The sequence below is a fragment of the Streptomyces sp. NPDC054932 genome (assembly GCF_053610205.1).
In genome coordinates this window covers 1-18,732 of the sequence record NZ_JBSGXU010000098.1, presented here as the reverse complement: position 1 = coordinate 18,732, position 18,732 = coordinate 1, and the positions used below count along the sequence as shown (strand labels likewise).

General features: G+C 70.8%; 11 protein-coding genes. 5 read left to right on the top strand and 6 right to left on the bottom strand.

The window, feature by feature from the left end; translation table 11 throughout:
* The first annotated feature begins 151 nt into the window (after positions 1 to 151).
* From ACWGE1_RS24430 to ACWGE1_RS24415, 4 genes are read left to right on the top strand one after another with little or no spacing between them, the layout of a single operon-like run.
* Positions 152 to 1,048 carry a metal-dependent hydrolase gene (locus ACWGE1_RS24430; protein ID WP_453422617.1) on the top strand — a complete coding sequence of 299 codons (897 nt, stop codon included), beginning with the start codon at positions 152 to 154 and terminating at the stop codon, positions 1,046 to 1,048.
* Positions 1,045 to 2,100 (top strand): PDR/VanB family oxidoreductase, encoded by a 1,056-nt coding sequence (locus ACWGE1_RS24425; RefSeq protein WP_453422616.1) that lies wholly within the window; start codon positions 1,045 to 1,047, stop codon positions 2,098 to 2,100. Before ACWGE1_RS24430 ends, ACWGE1_RS24425 begins: the two co-directional genes overlap by 4 nt.
* 23 nt (positions 2,101 to 2,123) lie before the next feature.
* Positions 2,124 to 2,888 carry a TetR/AcrR family transcriptional regulator gene (locus tag ACWGE1_RS24420; protein WP_453422615.1) on the top strand — a complete coding sequence of 255 codons (765 nt, stop codon included), beginning with the start codon at positions 2,124 to 2,126 and terminating at the stop codon, positions 2,886 to 2,888.
* 42 nt (positions 2,889 to 2,930) lie between these two features.
* Positions 2,931 to 3,467, top strand: coding sequence for an N-acetyltransferase family protein (locus tag ACWGE1_RS24415; protein ID WP_453422614.1), 537 nt, complete (start codon positions 2,931 to 2,933; stop codon positions 3,465 to 3,467).
* Here ACWGE1_RS24415 and pulA read toward each other — a convergent pair.
* Both pulA and ACWGE1_RS24405 read right to left on the bottom strand, forming a co-directional pair.
* A complete protein-coding gene (pulA, locus tag ACWGE1_RS24410; protein WP_453422613.1) occupies positions 3,454 to 8,796 on the bottom strand; it encodes a pullulanase-type alpha-1,6-glucosidase in 5,343 nt (1,780 codons plus the stop codon). The genes ACWGE1_RS24415 and pulA overlap by 14 nt on opposite strands.
* A gap of 94 nt (positions 8,797 to 8,890) precedes the next feature.
* Positions 8,891 to 10,615 (bottom strand): carbohydrate-binding module family 20 domain-containing protein, encoded by a 1,725-nt coding sequence (locus tag ACWGE1_RS24405; protein WP_453422612.1) that lies wholly within the window; start codon positions 10,613 to 10,615, stop codon positions 8,891 to 8,893.
* Positions 10,616 to 11,183: 568 nt separating this feature from the next.
* Here ACWGE1_RS24405 and ACWGE1_RS24400 point away from each other — a divergent pair.
* Positions 11,184 to 12,974: a multicopper oxidase family protein gene (locus ACWGE1_RS24400; RefSeq protein ID WP_453422611.1), complete on the top strand. Its 1,791-nt coding sequence runs from the start codon at positions 11,184 to 11,186 to the stop codon at positions 12,972 to 12,974.
* 1,191 nt (positions 12,975 to 14,165) lie between these two features.
* Here the strand turns inward: ACWGE1_RS24400 and ACWGE1_RS24395 are convergent.
* The 4 genes from ACWGE1_RS24395 to ACWGE1_RS24380 all read right to left on the bottom strand — a co-directional run.
* Positions 14,166 to 15,167, bottom strand: a complete 1,002-nt coding sequence (locus ACWGE1_RS24395; RefSeq protein WP_453422610.1) for a LacI family DNA-binding transcriptional regulator — start codon at positions 15,165 to 15,167, stop codon at positions 14,166 to 14,168.
* Positions 15,164 to 16,813, bottom strand: a complete 1,650-nt coding sequence (locus ACWGE1_RS24390) for a glycoside hydrolase family 13 protein (protein ID WP_453422609.1) — start codon at positions 16,811 to 16,813, stop codon at positions 15,164 to 15,166. Before ACWGE1_RS24390 ends, ACWGE1_RS24395 begins: the two co-directional genes overlap by 4 nt.
* A gap of 51 nt (positions 16,814 to 16,864) precedes the next feature.
* The gene (locus ACWGE1_RS24385) at positions 16,865 to 17,731 is read right to left on the bottom strand and encodes a sugar ABC transporter permease (protein WP_453422608.1); all 867 of its coding nucleotides are present in this window, start codon (positions 17,729 to 17,731) and stop codon (positions 16,865 to 16,867) included.
* Between the two features lie 2 nt (positions 17,732 to 17,733).
* Positions 17,734 to 18,732: carbohydrate ABC transporter permease (locus ACWGE1_RS24380; RefSeq protein ID WP_453422607.1), on the bottom strand; the 999-nt coding region annotated here is incomplete at its 5' end.

Sequence of the window (18,732 nt, the reverse complement as noted above, 5' to 3'; positions counted from 1 at the left end):
GCGTCACCCCACAGCGGACCACCACTGCCCGGGCGCGGAATGCGCCCGGGCAGTGGTGCGCCCGGGCAGTGGTGCGCCGGGGCAGTGGTGCGCCGGGAGAAGTCCGCGCAGGGGTCTTCTCCTCCCCCTTACCCATCAGTACATTGACACCATGTCTAATACGCCGCTCGCGCCCGCCCCCGTGGCGTCGGAACACGTGGACCTGAGGCCCCGGAACGTGTCCTTCGGCTGGGAGGACACCCCGCTCCACTGGCTGCCCGGCGACCCCTTCGCCGGACACATGATCAATGTGCTGCACCTGCTGCTCCCCGCCGGAGAGCGCTGGTTCGTGCACGTCTACAAGCAGGTTCTCCCGTACATCGAGGACGAGCAACTGCGGGCGGACGTCGTCGGCTTCATCGGCCAGGAGGCCATGCACGCCACCGCCCACGACGACGTGCTGCCGCACCTGAAGCGGCTGGGGCTGGACCCGACCCCCTACACCGCGCAGGTGGACTGGCTGTTCGAGAAGCTGCTCGGCGACCGGACCCTGCCGCCCGGCCGGGCCCGGCACTGGTGGCTGATGGAACGGGTCGCGATGATCGCGGCGATCGAGCACTACACGGCGTTCCTGGGCGACTGGGTGCTCAACGCCGACGCGCTCGACCGGCGGGGCGCCGACCCCACCATGCTGGACCTGCTGCGCTGGCACGGGGCGGAGGAGGTCGAGCACCGCTCGGTGGCCTTCGACCTCTTCATGCACGTGGACGGCAACTACCGCCGCCGGGCGCGCACCTGGGCGACCGCTTTCTCGGCCCTGGTCTTCCTCTGGCAGCGCGGCGTCCGCTTCTTCATGGAGAACGACCCCCACCTGGTGGACGGCAAGGCTTCCCTCAAGCAGTTCTTCCTGGCCGGACAGCAGGGCGTGCTCCCGTCGACCGGGGCGATGCTGAAGTCCGTCCCGAAGTACCTCTCCCGCACCTACCACCCCTCGCAGGAGGGCTCGACGGCCCAGGCGGTGGCCTATCTCGCCGCCTCCCCCGGCGCGAACGGCGGGGTGCGGGCATGAGGCGCGCCCTCGCGGCGACGGCCGCCCTGGGCGCGGCCTGGGCGACCAGGCGCGCCCTGAAGCGCCGCATAGGAACGTCCCCGCTCTGGCCCCTGCCGGCCCTGGAGACCCCGGTCTCGGGCCACTCCCCGCGCCGGGCGCTGCGCGCGCTGATCGTCTCCCGTACGGAGCCGGCCCTCGGGGTGCTGCAACTGACCCTGCAGTCACCGGACCTCCCGGCGTGGGCCCCGGGCGCGCACGTGGACGTCACCCTGCCCTCGGGCCTGGTCCGCCAGTACTCGCTGTGCGGCGATCCGGCGGACGGCGGCCGGTACACGATCGCGATCCGGCTGATCGAGGACGGCCGGGGCGGCTCCCGCGAGGCGCACGCGCAGCTGGTCGAGGGCGCCGAGCTGGAGCTGCGCCCGCCGCGCAACCGCTTCGAGCTGGTCCCGGCTGCCTCGTACGTCTTCGTCGCGGGCGGCATCGGCATCACCCCGATCCTGCCGATGCTCCGGGCCGCCACGGCGGCGGGCGCCGACTGGACCCTCCTCTACGGGGGCCGCACCCTCGACTCGATGCCCTTCCTGGACGACCTCGCGCCCTACGGCGACCGGGTGTCGGTCCTCCCCGAGGACGAGACGGGCCTTCCCGACCTGACCCCGGTCGCCGCGGCGGGGCCCGGCACCCTGGTCTACTGCTGCGGTCCGGAGCCGCTGATGCGGGCCGTGACGGCGGCGGCCGCGGATCCGGCGGCGGTGCACCTGGAGCGGTTCGCCCCGGCGGCGGAGCCCGGTCCGGGGCGGTCGGGGCGGTCCTTCACGGTCGAACTGCGCCGCTCGGGACGGGTCGTCGAGGTGGCGGCGGACGAGAGCACGCTGGCCGCGGTGCGCCGGGAGCTGCCCGACACCCCGTACTCCTGCGAGCAGGGATTCTGCGGGACCTGCCAACACCGGGTCCTCGCGGGCGGGGTGGACCACCGCGACGAACTCCTCACGGACCAGGAGCGCGCGGACTCGATGCTGCTGTGCGTGTCCCGCGCGAAGGGGGACCGGCTGGTCCTGGACCTGTGAACGCGCCCCAGTAGGGTGTCCGCATGACAACCGGGGTGCGACGCAGGATGGGTGTCGAGGAGCGGCGGCAGCAGCTGATCGGGGTTGCCCTGGAGCTGTTCAGCAACCGCTCGCCCGACGATGTGTCGATCGACGAGATCGCGGCGGCCGCGGGGATATCCCGGCCGCTCGTCTACCACTACTTTCCGGGCAAGCTGAGCCTGTACGAGGCCGCGCTGCGCCGGGCGGCCGACGAGCTGGCGCTGCGGTTCGTGGAGCCCCGGGAGGGGCCGCTCGGGGCGCGGCTGCTGCGGGTGATGGGGCGGTTCTTCGATTTCGTCGACGACCACGGGCCGGGCTTCTCGGCGCTGATGCGCGGCGGTCCCGCGGTCGGCAGCAGCCGGACGAACGCGATGATCGACGAGGTCCGGCAGGCGGCGTACGAGCAGATCCTCACGCACCTGGGCATCGGGCTGGAGCAGACCCCGGCGCGCCTGGAGCTCGTGGTGCGGTCCTGGGTTTCGCTCGCCGAGTCCACCGCGCTGATCTGGCTGGACGGGCGCCGGATCCCGCGGGGCGAACTGGAATTGCAGCTGGTGCACGACTTCGCCGCGCTGGCCGCCGTGAGCGCCGCGTACGACATCGAGATGGCGGGGATCCTCGTGGGGATCCTGGCCGGCGAGCCCGCCGACGGGCCCTTCGGGGAGCTGGTCGGGCGGCTCGGCGCGCTGGTGCCGGGCGGGGCGCCGGAAGAGGCCCCGGGCGCGGTCCCGGACGAGGCCCGTGCCGAGGTCCCACAGCCGCGCTGAACTGGGGTGTGGCAGCCACCCATGATCATCGATAATGCCCGCGTGATCATTGACGACGAGATCCTGTTCCGGCCTGCCCAGGAGAAGGACGCCGGCACGCTGGTGCAGCTGTACGACCAGGCCGCCCGGTGGATGCGCAAGCACGGGATCGATCAGTGGAAGCCCGGGGACAAGGACGCCGCGCACTTCCGGTCGAAGATGCGCGACGGCGAGGTGTGGCTCGCCGGCGATGCCGACGGCCGCGTGTGCGGGGCCTACGAGTTGTGGTGGTCCGACGAGGAGGCCTGGGGGGTCCAGCCGCCCGTGGCCGGTTACGTGCACCGGCTGATGGTGGCGCGCGAGGTGGCCCCCGCCGGGGCCGGGCGGCGCCTGCTCGAACACGCCGAGCGGCGCACCGCCCGGACCGGTCGGGAACGGGCGCGGCTGGACTGCGTCTCCACCAACCCCCGGCTGCTCGCGTACTACCTGGGTGCGGGCTACCGGGTGGTCGGGGAGCTCCCCAACAAGGAGGGGAAGGACGGCAGGACCTACGGGGTGATCCTGCTGGAGAAGCGGCTGGACCGGCTCAGCGTCGTGTGAAGACCGCGACGGTGCGGGCGGGGACGGTGAACTCTCCTGTCTTCGTGTCGTACGTGGACTGCTTGACGGTGGCGTCGGATCCCGCCGCCTGGACCGGGTGCAGCCGGTGGGCGGTGCCCGCGAGAGCGGGGACGCGCTGGGCCTGCGCGGTGGGGGCCGCGTTAAAGACGACCACCAGGTCACCCAGGGTCATGGTGATCACGCCCGGGGTCTCGTCCTTGCCCGAGAGCGGGAAGGCCAGCCGGGACTGGACCGCCTCGGTCGTGGTGAGGGCGAAGTCCGGCTCGGTGGTGCGGATCCTCAGCAGGTCGCGGTAGGCCGCCGAGGTGGCGTTGATGTCCGTGCAGGTGGGCGCCGGTCCCGTCAGCAGGGGCTTCGCGTGGAGCCACTTCGAGGCGTTGTCGGCGGCCGGAGGCAGACCGCGGCCGAAGCCGTTGCCGTCCCGGCAGTCCCAGTGGATGGCGTTGAACCAGTCGCCGCTGTCGTAGGAGTTGCGGTCCAGGGACTTGGAGCGAAGCAGGTCGGTGCCCGCCTGGGAGAGGGCCGGGCCCTGGGACAGGGCGGCCGTCGCCATGGCCAGGACCTGCATGCGGGCCTGGTCGCGGGGGGCGGTGCCGGGCGGGAGCTTGTAGGTCAGGGCGTCGGCGAGGGTCTCGTTGTCGTGGGCGTCCGCGTAGGCGAGGGCGTCGCCTGGGGCGGCCGCGTAGCCGGCCGGGGCGCCGTTGTAGTCCACCTCGGAGCCCTTGGTGCGGCGGCCGGTGGTGTCGGTGAAGGCGTACGGGGCGAGGTTGCCGGAGAGCCCGACCTTGATCAGGTCCTGGGCGTGCAGGAGGCGGGCCTTCTGCTGCTCGGCGGTGCCGTTCGCGGGCGAGGAGTTCGGGGCGGTGAACAGGCCCGAGGCGAAGCCCTGGACGCGCGGGTCCTCGTCGAAGGGGCCGCCGCCGCGGACGGCGTCGCGCGCCCGGTCGGAGAAGGTGGCGATGCCGGTTCCGGCCATGTTCTTCTGCGTGGCCTGCACGAAGCGGGCGTCGTCGGCGATCTCGCCGAAGTTCCAGCCCTCCCCGTAGAGGACGATCTTCTTCCCGTCGACCCCGTCCTTGGCGACGGTCAGGGAGTCGAGGGCCGTGCGGACGGCCAGGATGTTGGCCTTCGGGTGGTGGCCCATCAGGTCGAAGCGGAAGCCGTCGACCTTGTACTCCTTCGCCCAGGTGACGATCGAGTCGACGACCAGGCGGCCCATCATGGCGTTCTCGGGGGCAGTGTTGGCGCAGCAGGTGGAGGTGGCGACGCTGCCGTCGGGGAGCAGGCGCTGGTAGTAGCCGGGGACGACGCGGTCGAGGACCGACTTGTCAGACTGGCCCGCGGCGACGGTGTGGTTGTAGACGACGTCCATCACCGTGCGCAGCCCGGAGGCGTTCAGGGACTGGACCATCCTGCGGAACTCGACCGTACGGGCCGTGCCGTTCGGGTCGCTCGCGTAGCTGCCCTCGGGGACGGTGTAGTGCAGCGGGTCGTACCCCCAGTTGTAGGCGTCCTTCGCGGCCGCGGCGGCCACGCACGCCTGCTGCTCCTGCGAGTCCGGCGCGTACACCTTGAGGTCGCAGGCGGGCTCGGTGCGGTCGGCGGCCTTCTCCGGGATGGTGCCGATGTCGAAGGCCGGCAGGAGGTGGACGTACGAGGTCCCGGCGGCGGCCAGGTCGCGCAGGTGCCGCATGCCCGCCGAGGCGGTGTCGGTGAAGGCCAGGTACTGGCCGGGGTGGGTGCTGGTGCGGTCCGCGACGGAGAAGTCGCGGATGTGCAGCTCCTGGATCTGCGCGGAGGTGAAGGGGACGGGCGCGGGCTTGCGCAGGGTCTTCCAGCCGGGCGGGGCGAGCTTCGGGTCCGCCAGGTCCACGACCAGGCTGTGGACGGAGTCCGCGGTCAGGGCGGTGGAGTAGGGGTCGGTGACGAGGTTGCGGACCACCTGGCGGGTGCTCGGGGCCCAGACGGTCACGTCGTAGCGGTAGGGCTTGCCGGTCCAGGAGCGCTCGCCGCGCACCGACCAGACGCCGGTGGCGTCGTCGCGGCGCATGGCGACGGTGCGGCCGTCGAGTTCGAGGGAGACCTGCCGGGCGGTGGGGGCCCAGACGGAGAGCGTGGGGCGGCCGTCCTTGAAGACGGGGCCGAGGGAGGCGGTGGTCGCGTACAGGTCGTCGAGGACGCCGGCGAGCTGGACGCCGGTGGCGGCCAGGACCGCGCCGTTCGCGGCGCGGGCACTTGCGACGAGCTGGCCGCGCAGGGCCTCGCGGACCCGGTCGCGGTCGCGCGGGTCGACGGTGAACGCGCCGTATGCGGCCAGGTGCGGGAACTTCTGCTTCTGGGCGGCGGTCAGCTCGGCGCGGCCCAGCCGCAGCCACTGGGCCGTGCCGGTCAGCGTGCCGTTCTCGGCCTTGACGGCGCCTTCGCGGGAGGCGAGGAGCTGGACGGAGGCGGCTGCCGCGGGGGCATTCCAGGCGAGGGTGTCGCGGTCGATCCAGACCGCCTGGGACTTGGTGAGGTCCAGGGCCGCGGCGGAACCGGCGGGCTGCGGGAGGAGGTACTTCTCCTGGCCGCCCAGCATCCACACCTCGTGGCCGGTGACCTTCAGGTCCAGGGACTGGTCGGTGGGGAGGTCCTTCTCGTCGCCCTTGTGCAGGATGTAGCTGAGGCTGGTGGCGCCGGCCGCGAGCGGGACCTCGTAGACCGCGCCGTAGGAGTCGGTGCGGACGGGGAGCAGGGGCTTGGACCAGTCGGTGGGGGTCGCGGCCCCGGTCCAGACGTGCAGGCCCCAGCCGTCGTAGGCACCGTCGGGGCGCTGGTGGTGGAGGACGGCCTTCGAGGTGTCCTGCGGCGGGTACGCGGGGCGGTCGGTGCGGGCGGGCTCCTTGCCCTGCTCCAGCCAGACCTCGCCGGTCTTCGTCACGTCGATGGTGCGGTCGGCGGCGACGTCCTTGTTGCCGTCCTTGTCGATGACGAGGTAGCCGACGGAGGAGGCGCCGGGCTTGAGCTTGACGTGGGCGAAGGCGCCGTAGGCGTCGCGGCCGGTGAAGGCGTGGCCGGCCGGCCACGGGGTGGCCTCGCCCTCGGCGATGTCGCCCCAGGCGTACAGGCGCCAGTCGGTGTAGTCGCCGTCGGGGCGGTTGTAGTGGACGACCGCGTAGTCCCGCTGGGTGGCGGTGGGGATCTCGGTGGGCGGGGCGGTTCCGGCGGCGGACTGGGCGAGGGCGCTCGCGGTGCGGCCGGCGGAGTCGACGACGACGGCCTTGTAGCGCAGGGCGGTGCCGGCCGGGGCGGTGACGTGCTGGGTGACCTTGTAGGGGGCGTGGTCGGCGGAGCCGAGGACCTGCCACTTGCCGTTGCCGGTCTGTGCGGCGAAGACGACCCGGTTCAGGCCGCCGCCGCTGACGTCGGCCGAGAGCTCGACGGTGCCGGCGGCACCGGGAGCCGGGGCCTTCAGGGTCAGGGCGGGCTTGACGGTCGGCTTGGCGGCGGGCGTCACGGCCTGGAGGACGACGGTGCCGAGGGCGGGGACCGGGACGGTGAGCTTGCCGGCCGCCGAGGCGCGGATCAGCGCGGTGCCGCCGTACAGGGTGCGGTACTGGGCGCCGGCCGGGGCGTCGATCTCGACGGTGCGGGACTCGGCGCCGTTGTTGGCGGCGACCAGGTACTCGGTGCGGGACTTGGTGTCGGTGCGGGCGAAGGCGTAGACGGAACCGTCGGAGAATCGTTCACTCTGAACGCCGTCCCGCAGGGCCGGGTGCGCCTTCGTCAGCTTCGAGAGAGCACTGATCTGCCGGTAGAGCGGGTGTCCCGGATCGTAGGCGTCGCTCCCGTGCGTGCGCGCCGTTCCGAGCTGGTCGTCGTCCAGATAGTCGGCGACCTGCGTGGCGAACAGCGGCTGCCTGGAATCCTTGTCCCCGCCGGCCCCCGTGAAGCCCTGCTCGTCACCGGAGTAGATCACCGGGTTGCCCCGGGAGAAGAACATCAGCTCGTTGGCCAGCCGGTAGCGGTCCAGCAGTTCCTGCTCCCCGGCCCCCGGCCGGTCCTGCTTCAGGAAGGAGGCGAAGCGGCCCATGTCGTGGTTGCCGAGGAAGGTCACCTGCTCGTAGGCGTTGGCCTTGCCGGAGGTGTACCGGTAGTCGTCGGCCAGTACGGAGGACAGCCGGCCGGCGCCCGCGCCCTGGGAGGCGTACGCGCGGATCGCGTCCTGGAGCGGGAAGTCGAGGGTGGCGTCGAGCTTCCCGCGCGTCACGTACGGGGAGGTGACCGCGGTGTCGGCGGAATAGACCTCGCCGAACATGAAGAAGTCGTCGCGGCCGCGCTCGGCCGCGTAGGTGTCGAGGGCCGTGGCCCACTGGGTCCAGAACTCGGTGTTGACGTGCTTGACCGTGTCGATCCGGAAGCCGTCTATGTCGAAGTCCCGAACCCACTTCTCGTAGATCTTCTCCATCCCGCCGACCACCTCGGGACGCTCGGTCCACAGGTCGTCGAGGCCGAAGAAGTCACCCTGCTCGGAGGACTCACCCGCGAAGGTGGAGTCCCCGCGGTTGTGGTACATCGTCGGGTCGTTGAGCCAGCCCGGGACCTTCAGGTTCTTCTTCGCGTCCGGCACGAAGGGGGTTCTCGGGAAGGACTCGCCGTCCACCTTCGGGAACTTCGCCTTCCCGTCGGCGTAGTCCTTGTCCTCGAAGGGCACTCCGTCCTTCGTCAGATAGGGGAACGCCCCCTTCGACAGGTACGAGTACGAGGCCTCCTTGTAGTCCACGACATCGGCGGTGTGGTTGGTGATGACGTCGAAGAAGACCTTCATCCCCTTCCCGTGCGCCTTGTCGATGAGCCGCTCCAGGTCCGCGTTCGTGCCGAAGTGCGGGTCGACCTGGGTGAAGTCGGTGATCCAGTAGCCGTGGTAACCGGCGGAGACGTCGGCCCCCTTGCCCTGCACCGGCTGGTTCTTGAAGATCGGCGCCAGCCAGATGGCCGTGGTGCCGAGCCCCTTGATGTAGTCGAGCCGGTCGGTGAGCCCCTTGAGGTCACCGCCCTGGTAGAAGCCCTTGTCCGTGGGGTCCAGACCGGTCTCCAGGCGCGAGCCGGTCAGGCCGCCCCGGTCGTTGCCCGGGTCGCCGTTCGCGAAGCGGTCCGGGAGCACGAAGTAGAACTGCTCCCGGGTCAGGTCGTGCCGGGCCGGTTCGGCGGCCAGCTTCGCGTCCGAGGGCGGGGCGGGCGGCGCGGCCGTGGCGGCCGCGGCGGGGAGTGCGGGCAGGAGCGTCACGGCCAGGGCGGCGGCGAGCACTCCTGCGGCAGGGCGTATCAAGGCAGGTCTCCTTGTGTACGTGTCGCATGGATGAGGGCCGCCCGGCGTGGCAGGGATGGTGGTGCCGGACGGCCCTGGTCTGTGGAGCGGCGGCTCAGTTGCGCCAGGTGTCGGCCAGCGTGACCTTGCCGCTCGCGGGGACGGTGGCGGTGCGGTTGGCCCCGCTCTCCCAGGTGACGTTCCCGGCAGCGTCCTTGCGGATGTACTTGTACGAGAACGCGGTGCCGGCCGGCAGCGTCACGTCGAGCTTCCAGACGGGGTAGGCCGCCGGGTCGAGCTTGAGGGCGCCACCGGTGTTCCAGCCGCCGAGCTCGGCGCGGTCACCGGTGACGTAGATGTTCTGCCCGGGGACGGTGGTGGCGCCCACGGCGAAGGTGGCTCCGGAGACCGTGGCCGGCGGCGGGGTGGATCCGCCCGAGCAGGTACGGGCACCCGCGTGCAGGGCGACGGCCGTTCCGGCGGGGAGGGTGGCGGTGAACTGCCCGCCCGAGCCGACCGTGACCGTCCGGCCGCCCTGCACGTCGCAGTAGTCGCCGCCGGGGAGGGAGGTCTGGAAGGTGCGGGTCAGGGCGGAGCCCTCGTGGTTGATCGCCACATACGCCTTGGTGCCGCGCCCGAAGGCGATCTGGTCACCGCCGTTGTCCCACCAGTTCGTGACGCCCTGACCGCGCGCCGCGTTCCGGAAGGCGACCATGGAGGAGATCTCCCGCCAGGCGTGCTGGCACTTCCAGCCGTCGCTGTAACAGGCGCTCACGGTGCCCCCGTTGGGAGGACCGGCGTCCTTGTCGGTCCATTCGTAGCCGGAGTGCACGTCCGGGGAGCCGTAGGGCCAGGCCAGCATGAAGACGTTGGCGAGGGTGTAGGCGGAACCGTCCTTGTAGCTGAGGGTGTCGCCGCCGCGCTCGGTGTCGTGGTTGTCGACGAAGACCCCGGACCGGCCACTGGGCATGTGCCCCCAGGCCTCGCCGAAGTTCTTCAGGTGGGCGAGGTTCTCGTTCTGGAAGACCCGCTTGAGGTCCCGGGCGTACCGGAACTCCTGCACGTCCCCGTTCCCCAGGTACTCGCTCGGCGAGACGGCCTCGCCGGCCCCGTATATCGCCTCCTGCTTCCAGTGGACGCCGGGGTTCGTCAGCCGGGACTTGATGTTGGCGAGGTCGGCGGCCGGCATGTGCTTGGCGGCGTCGATGCGCAGGCCGTCGACGCCCAGCGACAGCAGGTCGTTGAGATAGCCGGCGATGCGGCCGCGCACGTAGTCCTCGCCGGTGTCCAGGTCGGCCAGCTGCACCAGCTCGCAGTTCTGGACGTTGCCCCGGTCCTGGTAGTTGGAGATGCTCGCCCGGCAGTCGTCCATGTCGGAGCCGGAGTAGAGGCCTGGATAGTTGTACTTCGTGTACGAAGTACCGCCGGTGCCCGTGAAGGTGGCGCCCGCGTCGGCGGGGCCGGCCATGTGGTTGATGACGGAGTCGGCGACGACCTTGACGCCCGCCGTGTGACAGGTGTCGACCATGGCCTTGAAGGCGGCCCGGTCACCGAGCCGTCCGGCGATCTTGTAGCTGACGGGCTGGTACGAGGTCCACCACTGACTGCCCTGGACGTGCTCCTGCGGCGGCGAGACCTGCACGTACCCGTACCCGGCGGGCCCGAGGGTGTCGGTGCAGGCCCTGGCGACGGAGTCGAAGCGCCACTCGAACAGGACGGCGGTGACGTCCTTGTCGCCGGGCGGCGTGGCGGCGGCCTGCGGCCCGACGGCGGTGAGGGTGGCCGCGGCAAGTGCGGTGGTGGCGCAAAAAGTTGCAGCTCTGACGGCTCTGGCAGGCATGCGGGGGGCCTCCTGGCGGAAGACGTGGGGATTGGAGCGACCGTAGGGGCCAGGTAGAAGCCCTGCAAGAGTTTGCGCAAGAGATTGCAGAATTGTTTCCGAGGCGTGTCCTGCCGGCCGGGGCGCCCCGGACTCCGGCCCCCGCGCACCGAGTTCACCCCGTCCGGACGCACGCGCACACCCGCGTACCCCCGCGCACGGGCGGAAAGCATCCGGTCACACCGGGCGGATATTCTTAAACCGGCGACAATAGCTCGATCTCAATTCCTGCCCAATTACTGTCGAAATGGGTTCAACGAGCGCTTCTCGAACCGCACCGGCGCGCTGCGGCAATGCCCCGCGAACACCGCTGTATGCCTTCAGGGACACACGGCGTCGGCGGAAGGCTGAAACGATGGTTGGGCGAAGGAATTTCCTCATGGCCGGCGCCGTCGGGGGTGCGGCCGCGCTTTCCGGGAGCGGTCGGGGAACACCGGCGCACGCGGATCCCGGTCCCGGCCATCATCACGGACACGAGCCGAAGCCCTCGGACCCCCCGGTCCCGCAGACCCCTCCGCTGGAGAAGTTCGTGGACCCGCTGCCCACCCCGGAGACGGCCGTCCCGGACACCTCCGCCTATCCGGGCGCCGACTACTACGAGTTCACGATGCGGCCGGGCACCTGGCGCTTCCACCGTGACCTCGGGCCGGCCGACGTGTGGGGATACTGGGCCAAGAACCCGCACGACCGCCACCGGCCGATCGGCATGGGCTACCTCGGGCCGACCATCAGCGTGATCAAGGACCAGCCGACGGTCGTCAAGTACCGCAACAAGCTGCCGACCACCCACCTGTTCCAGTTCGTGATCGACGCGATCCGCAGCGGGGACCCCGAACTCGCCCCGATCGCCCCGCCTCCCTACACGAGCGAGCCGCCCTTCCCCGACAACGTCAATGTGTGGAACGTCGTGCACCAGCACGGCGGTTTCACCCCACCGCAGTCCGACGGCATGCCGCTGCACTCGTTCAGCCCGGACGGCATCCAAGCCGAGTCCTACACGACCCTGGAGCCGGACCGCGTCAAGCGCAACGAGGCGATCTGCGCGTACACCAACCACGAGCGCTCGTCCCTGCTCTGGTACCACGACCACGGCATGGGGATGACCAGCGTCAACGTCTACGCGGGCCTCGCGGGCCTGTACGTCATCCGCGACCCCGCCGACGAGCGGCTCGGGCTTCCACAGGGCGAGTTCGAGGTCCCGCTCATCCTGCAGGACCGGACCTTCCACCCGGACGGCAAGCTCGCCTACACCATGACCCAGCGGGAGGGCGAGGACACCCCGGTCGTCAACGGCAAGGCGTACCCCTTCCTCGCCGTCGAGCCGCGGCGCTACCGGCTGCGGATCCTCAACGCCTCGAACGAGCGCTTCTGGCGGCTGAGGATCGACCCGCCCAGGGACGTGGTGCTCCAGCCCAACCTTCCGTTCTGGCTGATCGGCACCGACGGCGGCTTCCGCGCCCCGCTGCAGATGCTGAACTTCCTGATCGGCCCCGCCGAACGCTACGACCTGATCGTCGACTTCAGCGGAATGCCCATGGGCTCGAAGTTCACGCTGACGAACTACCACGCACCGGTGCACTACCCCGGCGTGCCCGGCCTGGGGCCGGAGATCTCGGAGGTCATGCAGTTCCAGGTCACCAAGCCCCTGTCCGGCGTGGACAGGACGACCCCGCCCAAGAAGCTGAAGCTGCCCGCCGTCGTGCCCATCCAGCCGGAACCGCAGATCCGCCGCCGGGAATGGGTCCTGTACCAGCACAAGCTCTTCAGCACCATGACGTTCAACGCGGTGCCCTTCATGGAGCCGTCCCAGGACTTCGTCAAGGCGGGCACGAGGGAGATCTGGGAATACGTCAATCCCAACCACGACGCCCACCCCATGCACGTCCACCTGGTCAACTTCCAGGTGCTGAACAGGCAGCCCATCGACGCGGCCGCCTACCAGGCGGACTACGAGAAGTGGATCGACGGTGGCCGCAAGGCGGCGGACAAGCCGGTTCTGAAGAACTACTTCACCGGTCCGCCGATCCCGCCGGACCCGGACGAGGCACGGTCCTACAAGGACACCTTCAAGTCCTACCCGGAGACGGTGACCCGGATCATCACCGACGTCTGGAGCCCGCCCATGGAGCCGATCGCGGGAATCGCGAACAGCGGGACCGAGCTCCCGGCGACGTACGTCCACCACTGCCACCTGCTGGAACACGAGGACGACGACCTGATGCGCCCGTTCACGATCGTCGACCCCGAGGCCCCGGACATCCAACCGGGCGACCACGGCGGCCACGGAGGCGGGCACGGAAGCGGCGGCCACGGCCACTGACGGCACTGCGTCGGCGCGGGGGGCGGCGGGGGGCTTCGGGGCGGCGGGATTTCGGTGGGGCGGTGGTCAGGGATGTGTATGGGGGTTTCCCGTCAGTCCCATCGTCTCTCCGTGTCGCGCCGGCCCCTCAAGGGCGCTCCTCCTTCGTCGTCGCGTCGCTGCGCGATGTCGCTGCGCTCCACCCTTGACCGCCCGTCCCGCCCCGGACATACGAAGACTGCCGGGAAACCCCCAAAGGAACGGGCCGGGGGATGCTTTTCAGGGACGGGGCGGTCGGAGATGCACGGCCTCGTCCCGGTCGGGCATGTCCCCGAGGCGGGACCCATGGGAGAGGCCTGCCGGGTCGGGGGTAGCGCGTCCAATCGCTACGCGCTTCTCACGTCTCAGCGTCCGACGACCGTCCGGGGCTGGACATAGGCCGCCCACGAGCCGTGGGCCCTTCTCGATGACTGCGTCCGGCGGCTGTCGGGGGCAGGAAACGCCTGCGACTACGGCTATTCGGTAGTGGAGCCGGGTCAGCGAGGGTGGGCGGCCCAAAGGGCCAGCCTTTTGCCCCAATTGCTGCTGTTTGGGCACTGGTTCGTGGAGTCGTCCTCGCCCTGACCCGGATTCACTACGGAATAGGTGAAGTACCGGCCGTCAGTCCCTCTCACCGGCGCTCATCAGCCCCGGCCGGCCTCCGGTCGCCGTCAGTGGGAAGCATTCACGACTCGTGGGCGGCCTATGCCCAGCCCAAGACGGACTGGAGACGCTGAGAGATGAGGAGCGCGTAGCGATTTGGTGCGCCTCCCCCGACACGGCCACCCTTCCTTATGGGCCCCGCCTGCCGGTCATGCCCCACCCCGACAGGGCAGGGCATCTCCGACCGCCCCGTCCTGATCCTCGATCCCCCGGCCCGTTCCTTTGGGGGTTTCCCGGCAGTCTTCGTATGTCCGGGGCGGGACGGGCGGTCAAGGGTGGAGCGCAGCGACATCGCGCAGCGACGCGACGACGAAGGAGGAGCGCCCTTGAGGGGCCGGCGCGACACGGAGAGACGATGGGGCTGACGGGAAACCCCCATACACCTCCCTGACCACCGCCCCACCGGAACCCCGCCCACCCCGCCCACTCCCGCGCCTGGGGGTGGGTGGGCAACCCCCGCTCGGGAGCGGGGGTGCCGAGGGGGCGAATACCCCGCCCCGCCCAGGGCCCCTACGGCACCTGCGCCGTCGAGCCCCGGACCACCAGTTCCGGCTGGAAGACGTACTCCGTGCGCTGCACCGGGGTGCCCGACACCGCTTCCAGGAGGGCGCCCACCGCGGCCGTCGCCATCGCCCGTACCGGCTGGCGGACCGTGGTCAGCGGCGGGTCCGTGAAGGCGATCAGCGGTGAGTCGTCGAAGCCGACCACCGACACGTCCTGCGGCACCCGCAGCCCCCGTTCGCGCGCCGCGCGGATGACGCCCAGCGCCATCGGGTCACTGCCGCACACGATGCCGGTGCAGCCGCGGTCGAGCAGGGCCATGCCCGCCGCGTGCCCGCCCTCCACCGTGAAGAGCGTGCGCTGGATCAGCCCCTCGGACTCCGCCGAGGGCAGCGCCGTGAGGAAGCCCTGCTCCTTGCGGGCCGACGGCACGTACCGGGTCGGTCCGATCGCGAGCCCGATCCTGCGGTGTCCGAGGTCCTGCAGGTGCCGTACGGCCATGTCCGCCGCCGCCCGGTCGTCCGGGGAGACGAAGGGTGCGCTGATCTGCTCGTTGAAGCCGTTGATCATCACGAACGGCAGCCCTCGGGAGGCGAGGCGCTGATAGCGCGCCGGGTCGGCGTGGGAGTCCGCGTGCAGGCCCGACAGGAAGACGATCCCGGTGACCCCCCGCTCCTCCAGCTGCTCCACCAGCTCGTCCTCGGTGGCCCCTCCCGGGGTCTGCGTGCACAGCACGGGCGTGTACCCGTGCCCGGCCAGCGCCTGCTCTATGACCTGCGCGAACGCCGGGAAGATCGGGTTGGTGAGCTCGGGGATGAGCAGCCCGACCAGCCCGTTGCTGCGCCGTTTGAGCCGTACGGGCCGCTCGTAGCCCAGCAGGTCGAGCGCGGCCAGCACCTTGTGCCGGGTGCCGGCCGCCACGCCCGGTTTGCCGTTGAGGACGCGGCTGACGGTCGCCTCGCTGACCTCGGCCTGCGCGGCGATGTCCGTCAGCCGGAGGGGGGAGGTCACCCCGACGTCACCTGCCACCACACCGTGGTGTCGGCCGGCAGCACGCCGTCCTCGACCGTCGCACCGCTGGACAGCAGGGCCTCGCCTTCGACGGGGAACCGTACCGCCGTGCCGGTGGTGTTCGCGGCGCAGAGGAAGTCCCCCCGGCGGAAGAGCAGGACGCCCTCGGGAGCCTCCTGCCAGTCCACCGACTCGCCCGCGCCCAGGTCCGGGTGCTCGCGGCGCAGCCGCAGGGCGGCCCGGTACAGCTCCAGGGTGGAGGACGGGTCGCCGGTCTGCGCCTCCACGCTCAGATCCGCCCAGGAGTCCGGCTGCGGGAGCCAGCTGCCGCCGGTGCCGAAGCCGTACGGGGCCTCGGTCCCCGACCAGGGGATGGGGACCCGGCAGCCGTCGCGGAAGCCGTCCTGGCCCGCTGCGCGGGAGAACGACGGGTCCTGGCGGACCTCGTCCGGCAGGTCGGTGACGTCGGGCAGGCCGAGCTCCTCGCCCTGGTAGACGTACGCCGAACCGGGCAGGGCCAGCATCAGCAGGATCGCCGCGCGGGCCCGCCGCAGACCCAGCTCGCGGTCGCCGGGCTCGCGCAGCTGGGTGCCGAGGCCGGCGGGGTTGGCGAAGCGGGTGGCGTGCCGGGTGACGTCGTGGTTGGACAGCACCCAGGTGGTGGGGGCGCCGACGGTGCGCATGGCGGCCAGCGAGCCGTCGATGACCTCGCGGAGCGCGGTCGCCTCCCAGTCACTGGTCAAGTACTGGAAGTTGAACGCCTGCTGCATCTCGTCGGGGCGGACGTAGAGGGCCGTGCGCTCGACGGTCGGGGTCCATGCCTCGGCGACCAGGACGCGGTCGCCCTCGTACTCGTCGAGGATCCGGCGCCAGGAGCGGTATATCTCGTGGACGCCGTCCTGGTCGAAGAAGGGCATGACGTCGTTGCCGAGCAGCTTGAGCTGGTCCTTGGCACCGAGGTCGGGCAGACCGGGCGCCTTGACCAGGCCGTGGGCGACGTCGACGCGGAAGCCGTCGGCGCCGAGGTCGAGCCAGAACCGCAGGATGGAGCGGAACTCGTCCTGCACTGCCGGGTGTTCCCAGTTGAAGTCGGGCTGCTCGGGGGCGAAGAGGTGCAGGTACCACTCGCCGTCCGCGACCCGGGTCCAGGCCGGGCCGCCGAAGATCGACTCCCAGTCGTTCGGGGGCTCCGCGCCGTCCTCGCCCCGGCCGGGGCGGAAGTGGAAGCGCTCGCGCAGCGGGGTGCCGGGGCCTTCGCGCAGTGCCTGCTTGAACCATTCGTGCTGGTCGGAGCAGTGGTTCGGGACGAGGTCCACGATGATGCGCAGGCCCAGTTCGTGGGCTTCGCGGATCACGGCGTCGGCGTCGTGCAGGGTGCCGAACATCGGGTCGATGGCCCGGTAGTCGGCGACGTCGTAGCCGGCGTCGGCCTGCGGGGAGGCGTAGAAGGGGCTGAGCCAGACGGCGTCGACGCCCAGCTCCTTGAGGTAGGGCAGTCGGCTGCGGATGCCTTCGAGGTCCCCCATGCCGTCCCCGTTGGAGTCGGCGAAGCTGCGCGGATAGACCTGGTAGATCACCGCTTCTCTCCACCAGCCGGGCTGCGTGCCGGTGGAGGTGGGGAGCGCGTCGGCGAGGTGCTGGGTCATGGTGTCCTTGGAGAGATCGGGCCGGGGGTGAGAAGGGGCAGGCTCGGGTGGTCAGCCCTTGGTGGCGCCTGCCGTCATCCCGGCGACGAGGTGACGCTGGGCGAAGACGAAGAAGATCGCCGCGGGGATGGCGATGAGGACCGAGGCGGCGCTCATGGCTCCCCAGTTGGAGGTGTACTGCGTGACGAAGGTCTGCAGGCCGCCGGCCAGGGTGAGGTTCTCCTCGCCGACCATGAAGGCGGAGGCGTACGCGACCTCGCCCCAGGCGGTGATGAAGGCGTAGAAGCCGGTGACGGCGAGGCCGGGCTTGGCGAGCGGCAGGATGAGGCGCCAGAAGGTGCCGAAGGGGTTGAGTCCGTCGACTCGGCCGGATTCGTCGATCTCGACCGGGATGGTGTCGAAGAAGCCCTTCATCATCCAGGCGCAGAACGGCACGGCGATGGTGAGGTAGGTGATGATCAGGCCGAGGGGCTGGTTGAGCAGCCCGAGGTCGCCCATCAGGTTGTAGAGCGGGACGATGAGGATCGCCATCGGGAACATCTGCGTGATGAGCAGGGTCCACATCAGCGGCCGCATGCCGGGGAACTTGAAGCGGCTGACCGCGTATCCGGTGGTGGCGGCGATGAAGACACCGAGGACGGTGGTGACGCCGGCGACCAGGACGGAGTTGGCGAACCAGCTGAGGAAGTGGCTCTGCTCCAGCAGGTACGTGTAGTTGCTGAGCGTCGGTTCCTTGACGAAGTCGGTGGTGATCGCGTGCTTGGCCGGCTTGAGCGAGGTCAGCAGGATCCACAGCACCGGGAAGACGGCGATCACGGACGCCACGACGAGGGTGGCGTGCAGGCCGACGGAGGCGAGCGGGGAACGGCTGCCCCGGCCGCGGGCGGTGGTCTTACGAGCGTCGGTCGCGGTGGACATGGTCACCACACCTCTCCCTGCTTGCGCAGCGAGCGCCGGTAGACCAGCGCGAAGATCATGAGCAGGGCGAGGATCAGGACGCCCCACGTGGCCGAGCCGGCGAAGTCGCGCGGGCTCGACACGAACGCCTCGCGGAAGGCCTGGGTCACCAGGATCTCGGTGGAGTCGCCCGGTCCGCCGCGGGTGAGCAGGAAGATCACCGGGAACATGTTGAAGGTCCAGATGGTGGAGAGCAGGATCACCGTCATGCTGACCGCGCGCAGCCCGGGCAGGGTGATGTGCCGGAACCGCTGCCAGGCGGTGGCGCCGTCCATCTCGGCGGCCTCGTAGAGCTCGCCGGGGATGGACTGCAGGCCGCCGAGCAGGGCGACCATCATGAAGGGGACGCCGAGCCAGACGTTGACGGCGACGACCGAGAACTTGGCCCAGGTGGGGTCGTCGAGCCACGGGATCGCGGCGATGCCGCCACCGTCGAGGATCTTGTTGAGGATGCCGTTGTCGCGGTTGAAGAGGAACCGCCAGGCGAAGACGGAGACGAAGCCGGGGACGGCCCAGGGCAGGATGAGCGCCATCCGGTAGGCGGCGCGGCCGCGGAATTCCCGGTTGAGCATGTTGGCCAGGGCCAGGCCGAGCGTGAAGGTGATGGACACGCACGCGACGGTCCACACCACCGTCCACACCAGCCGCTGCAGGAACATCGGGTCGCCGAGCACGGCCACGTAGTTGTCGAGTCCGACGAACTCGTACGTGGCCTCGATGTGCCGGACGCCGATGGTGCGCGAGACGTTGCGCTCGTTGGCGTCGGTCAGCGACAGGTAGATGCCGCGGACCAGCGGCCAGCCGATGATCACGCCGAGGACGAGCACCACCGGGGCGACCATGGCCCAGGCGTACCAGTGCGTGGCGAGGGCGCGCCGGAGGCCGCCCTTCCCGCCACGGTTACTGCGGTCGCTGTCAGTCCTGCGGCTCCGGCCGCGGGCGGCGATGTCGTTCTCGACATC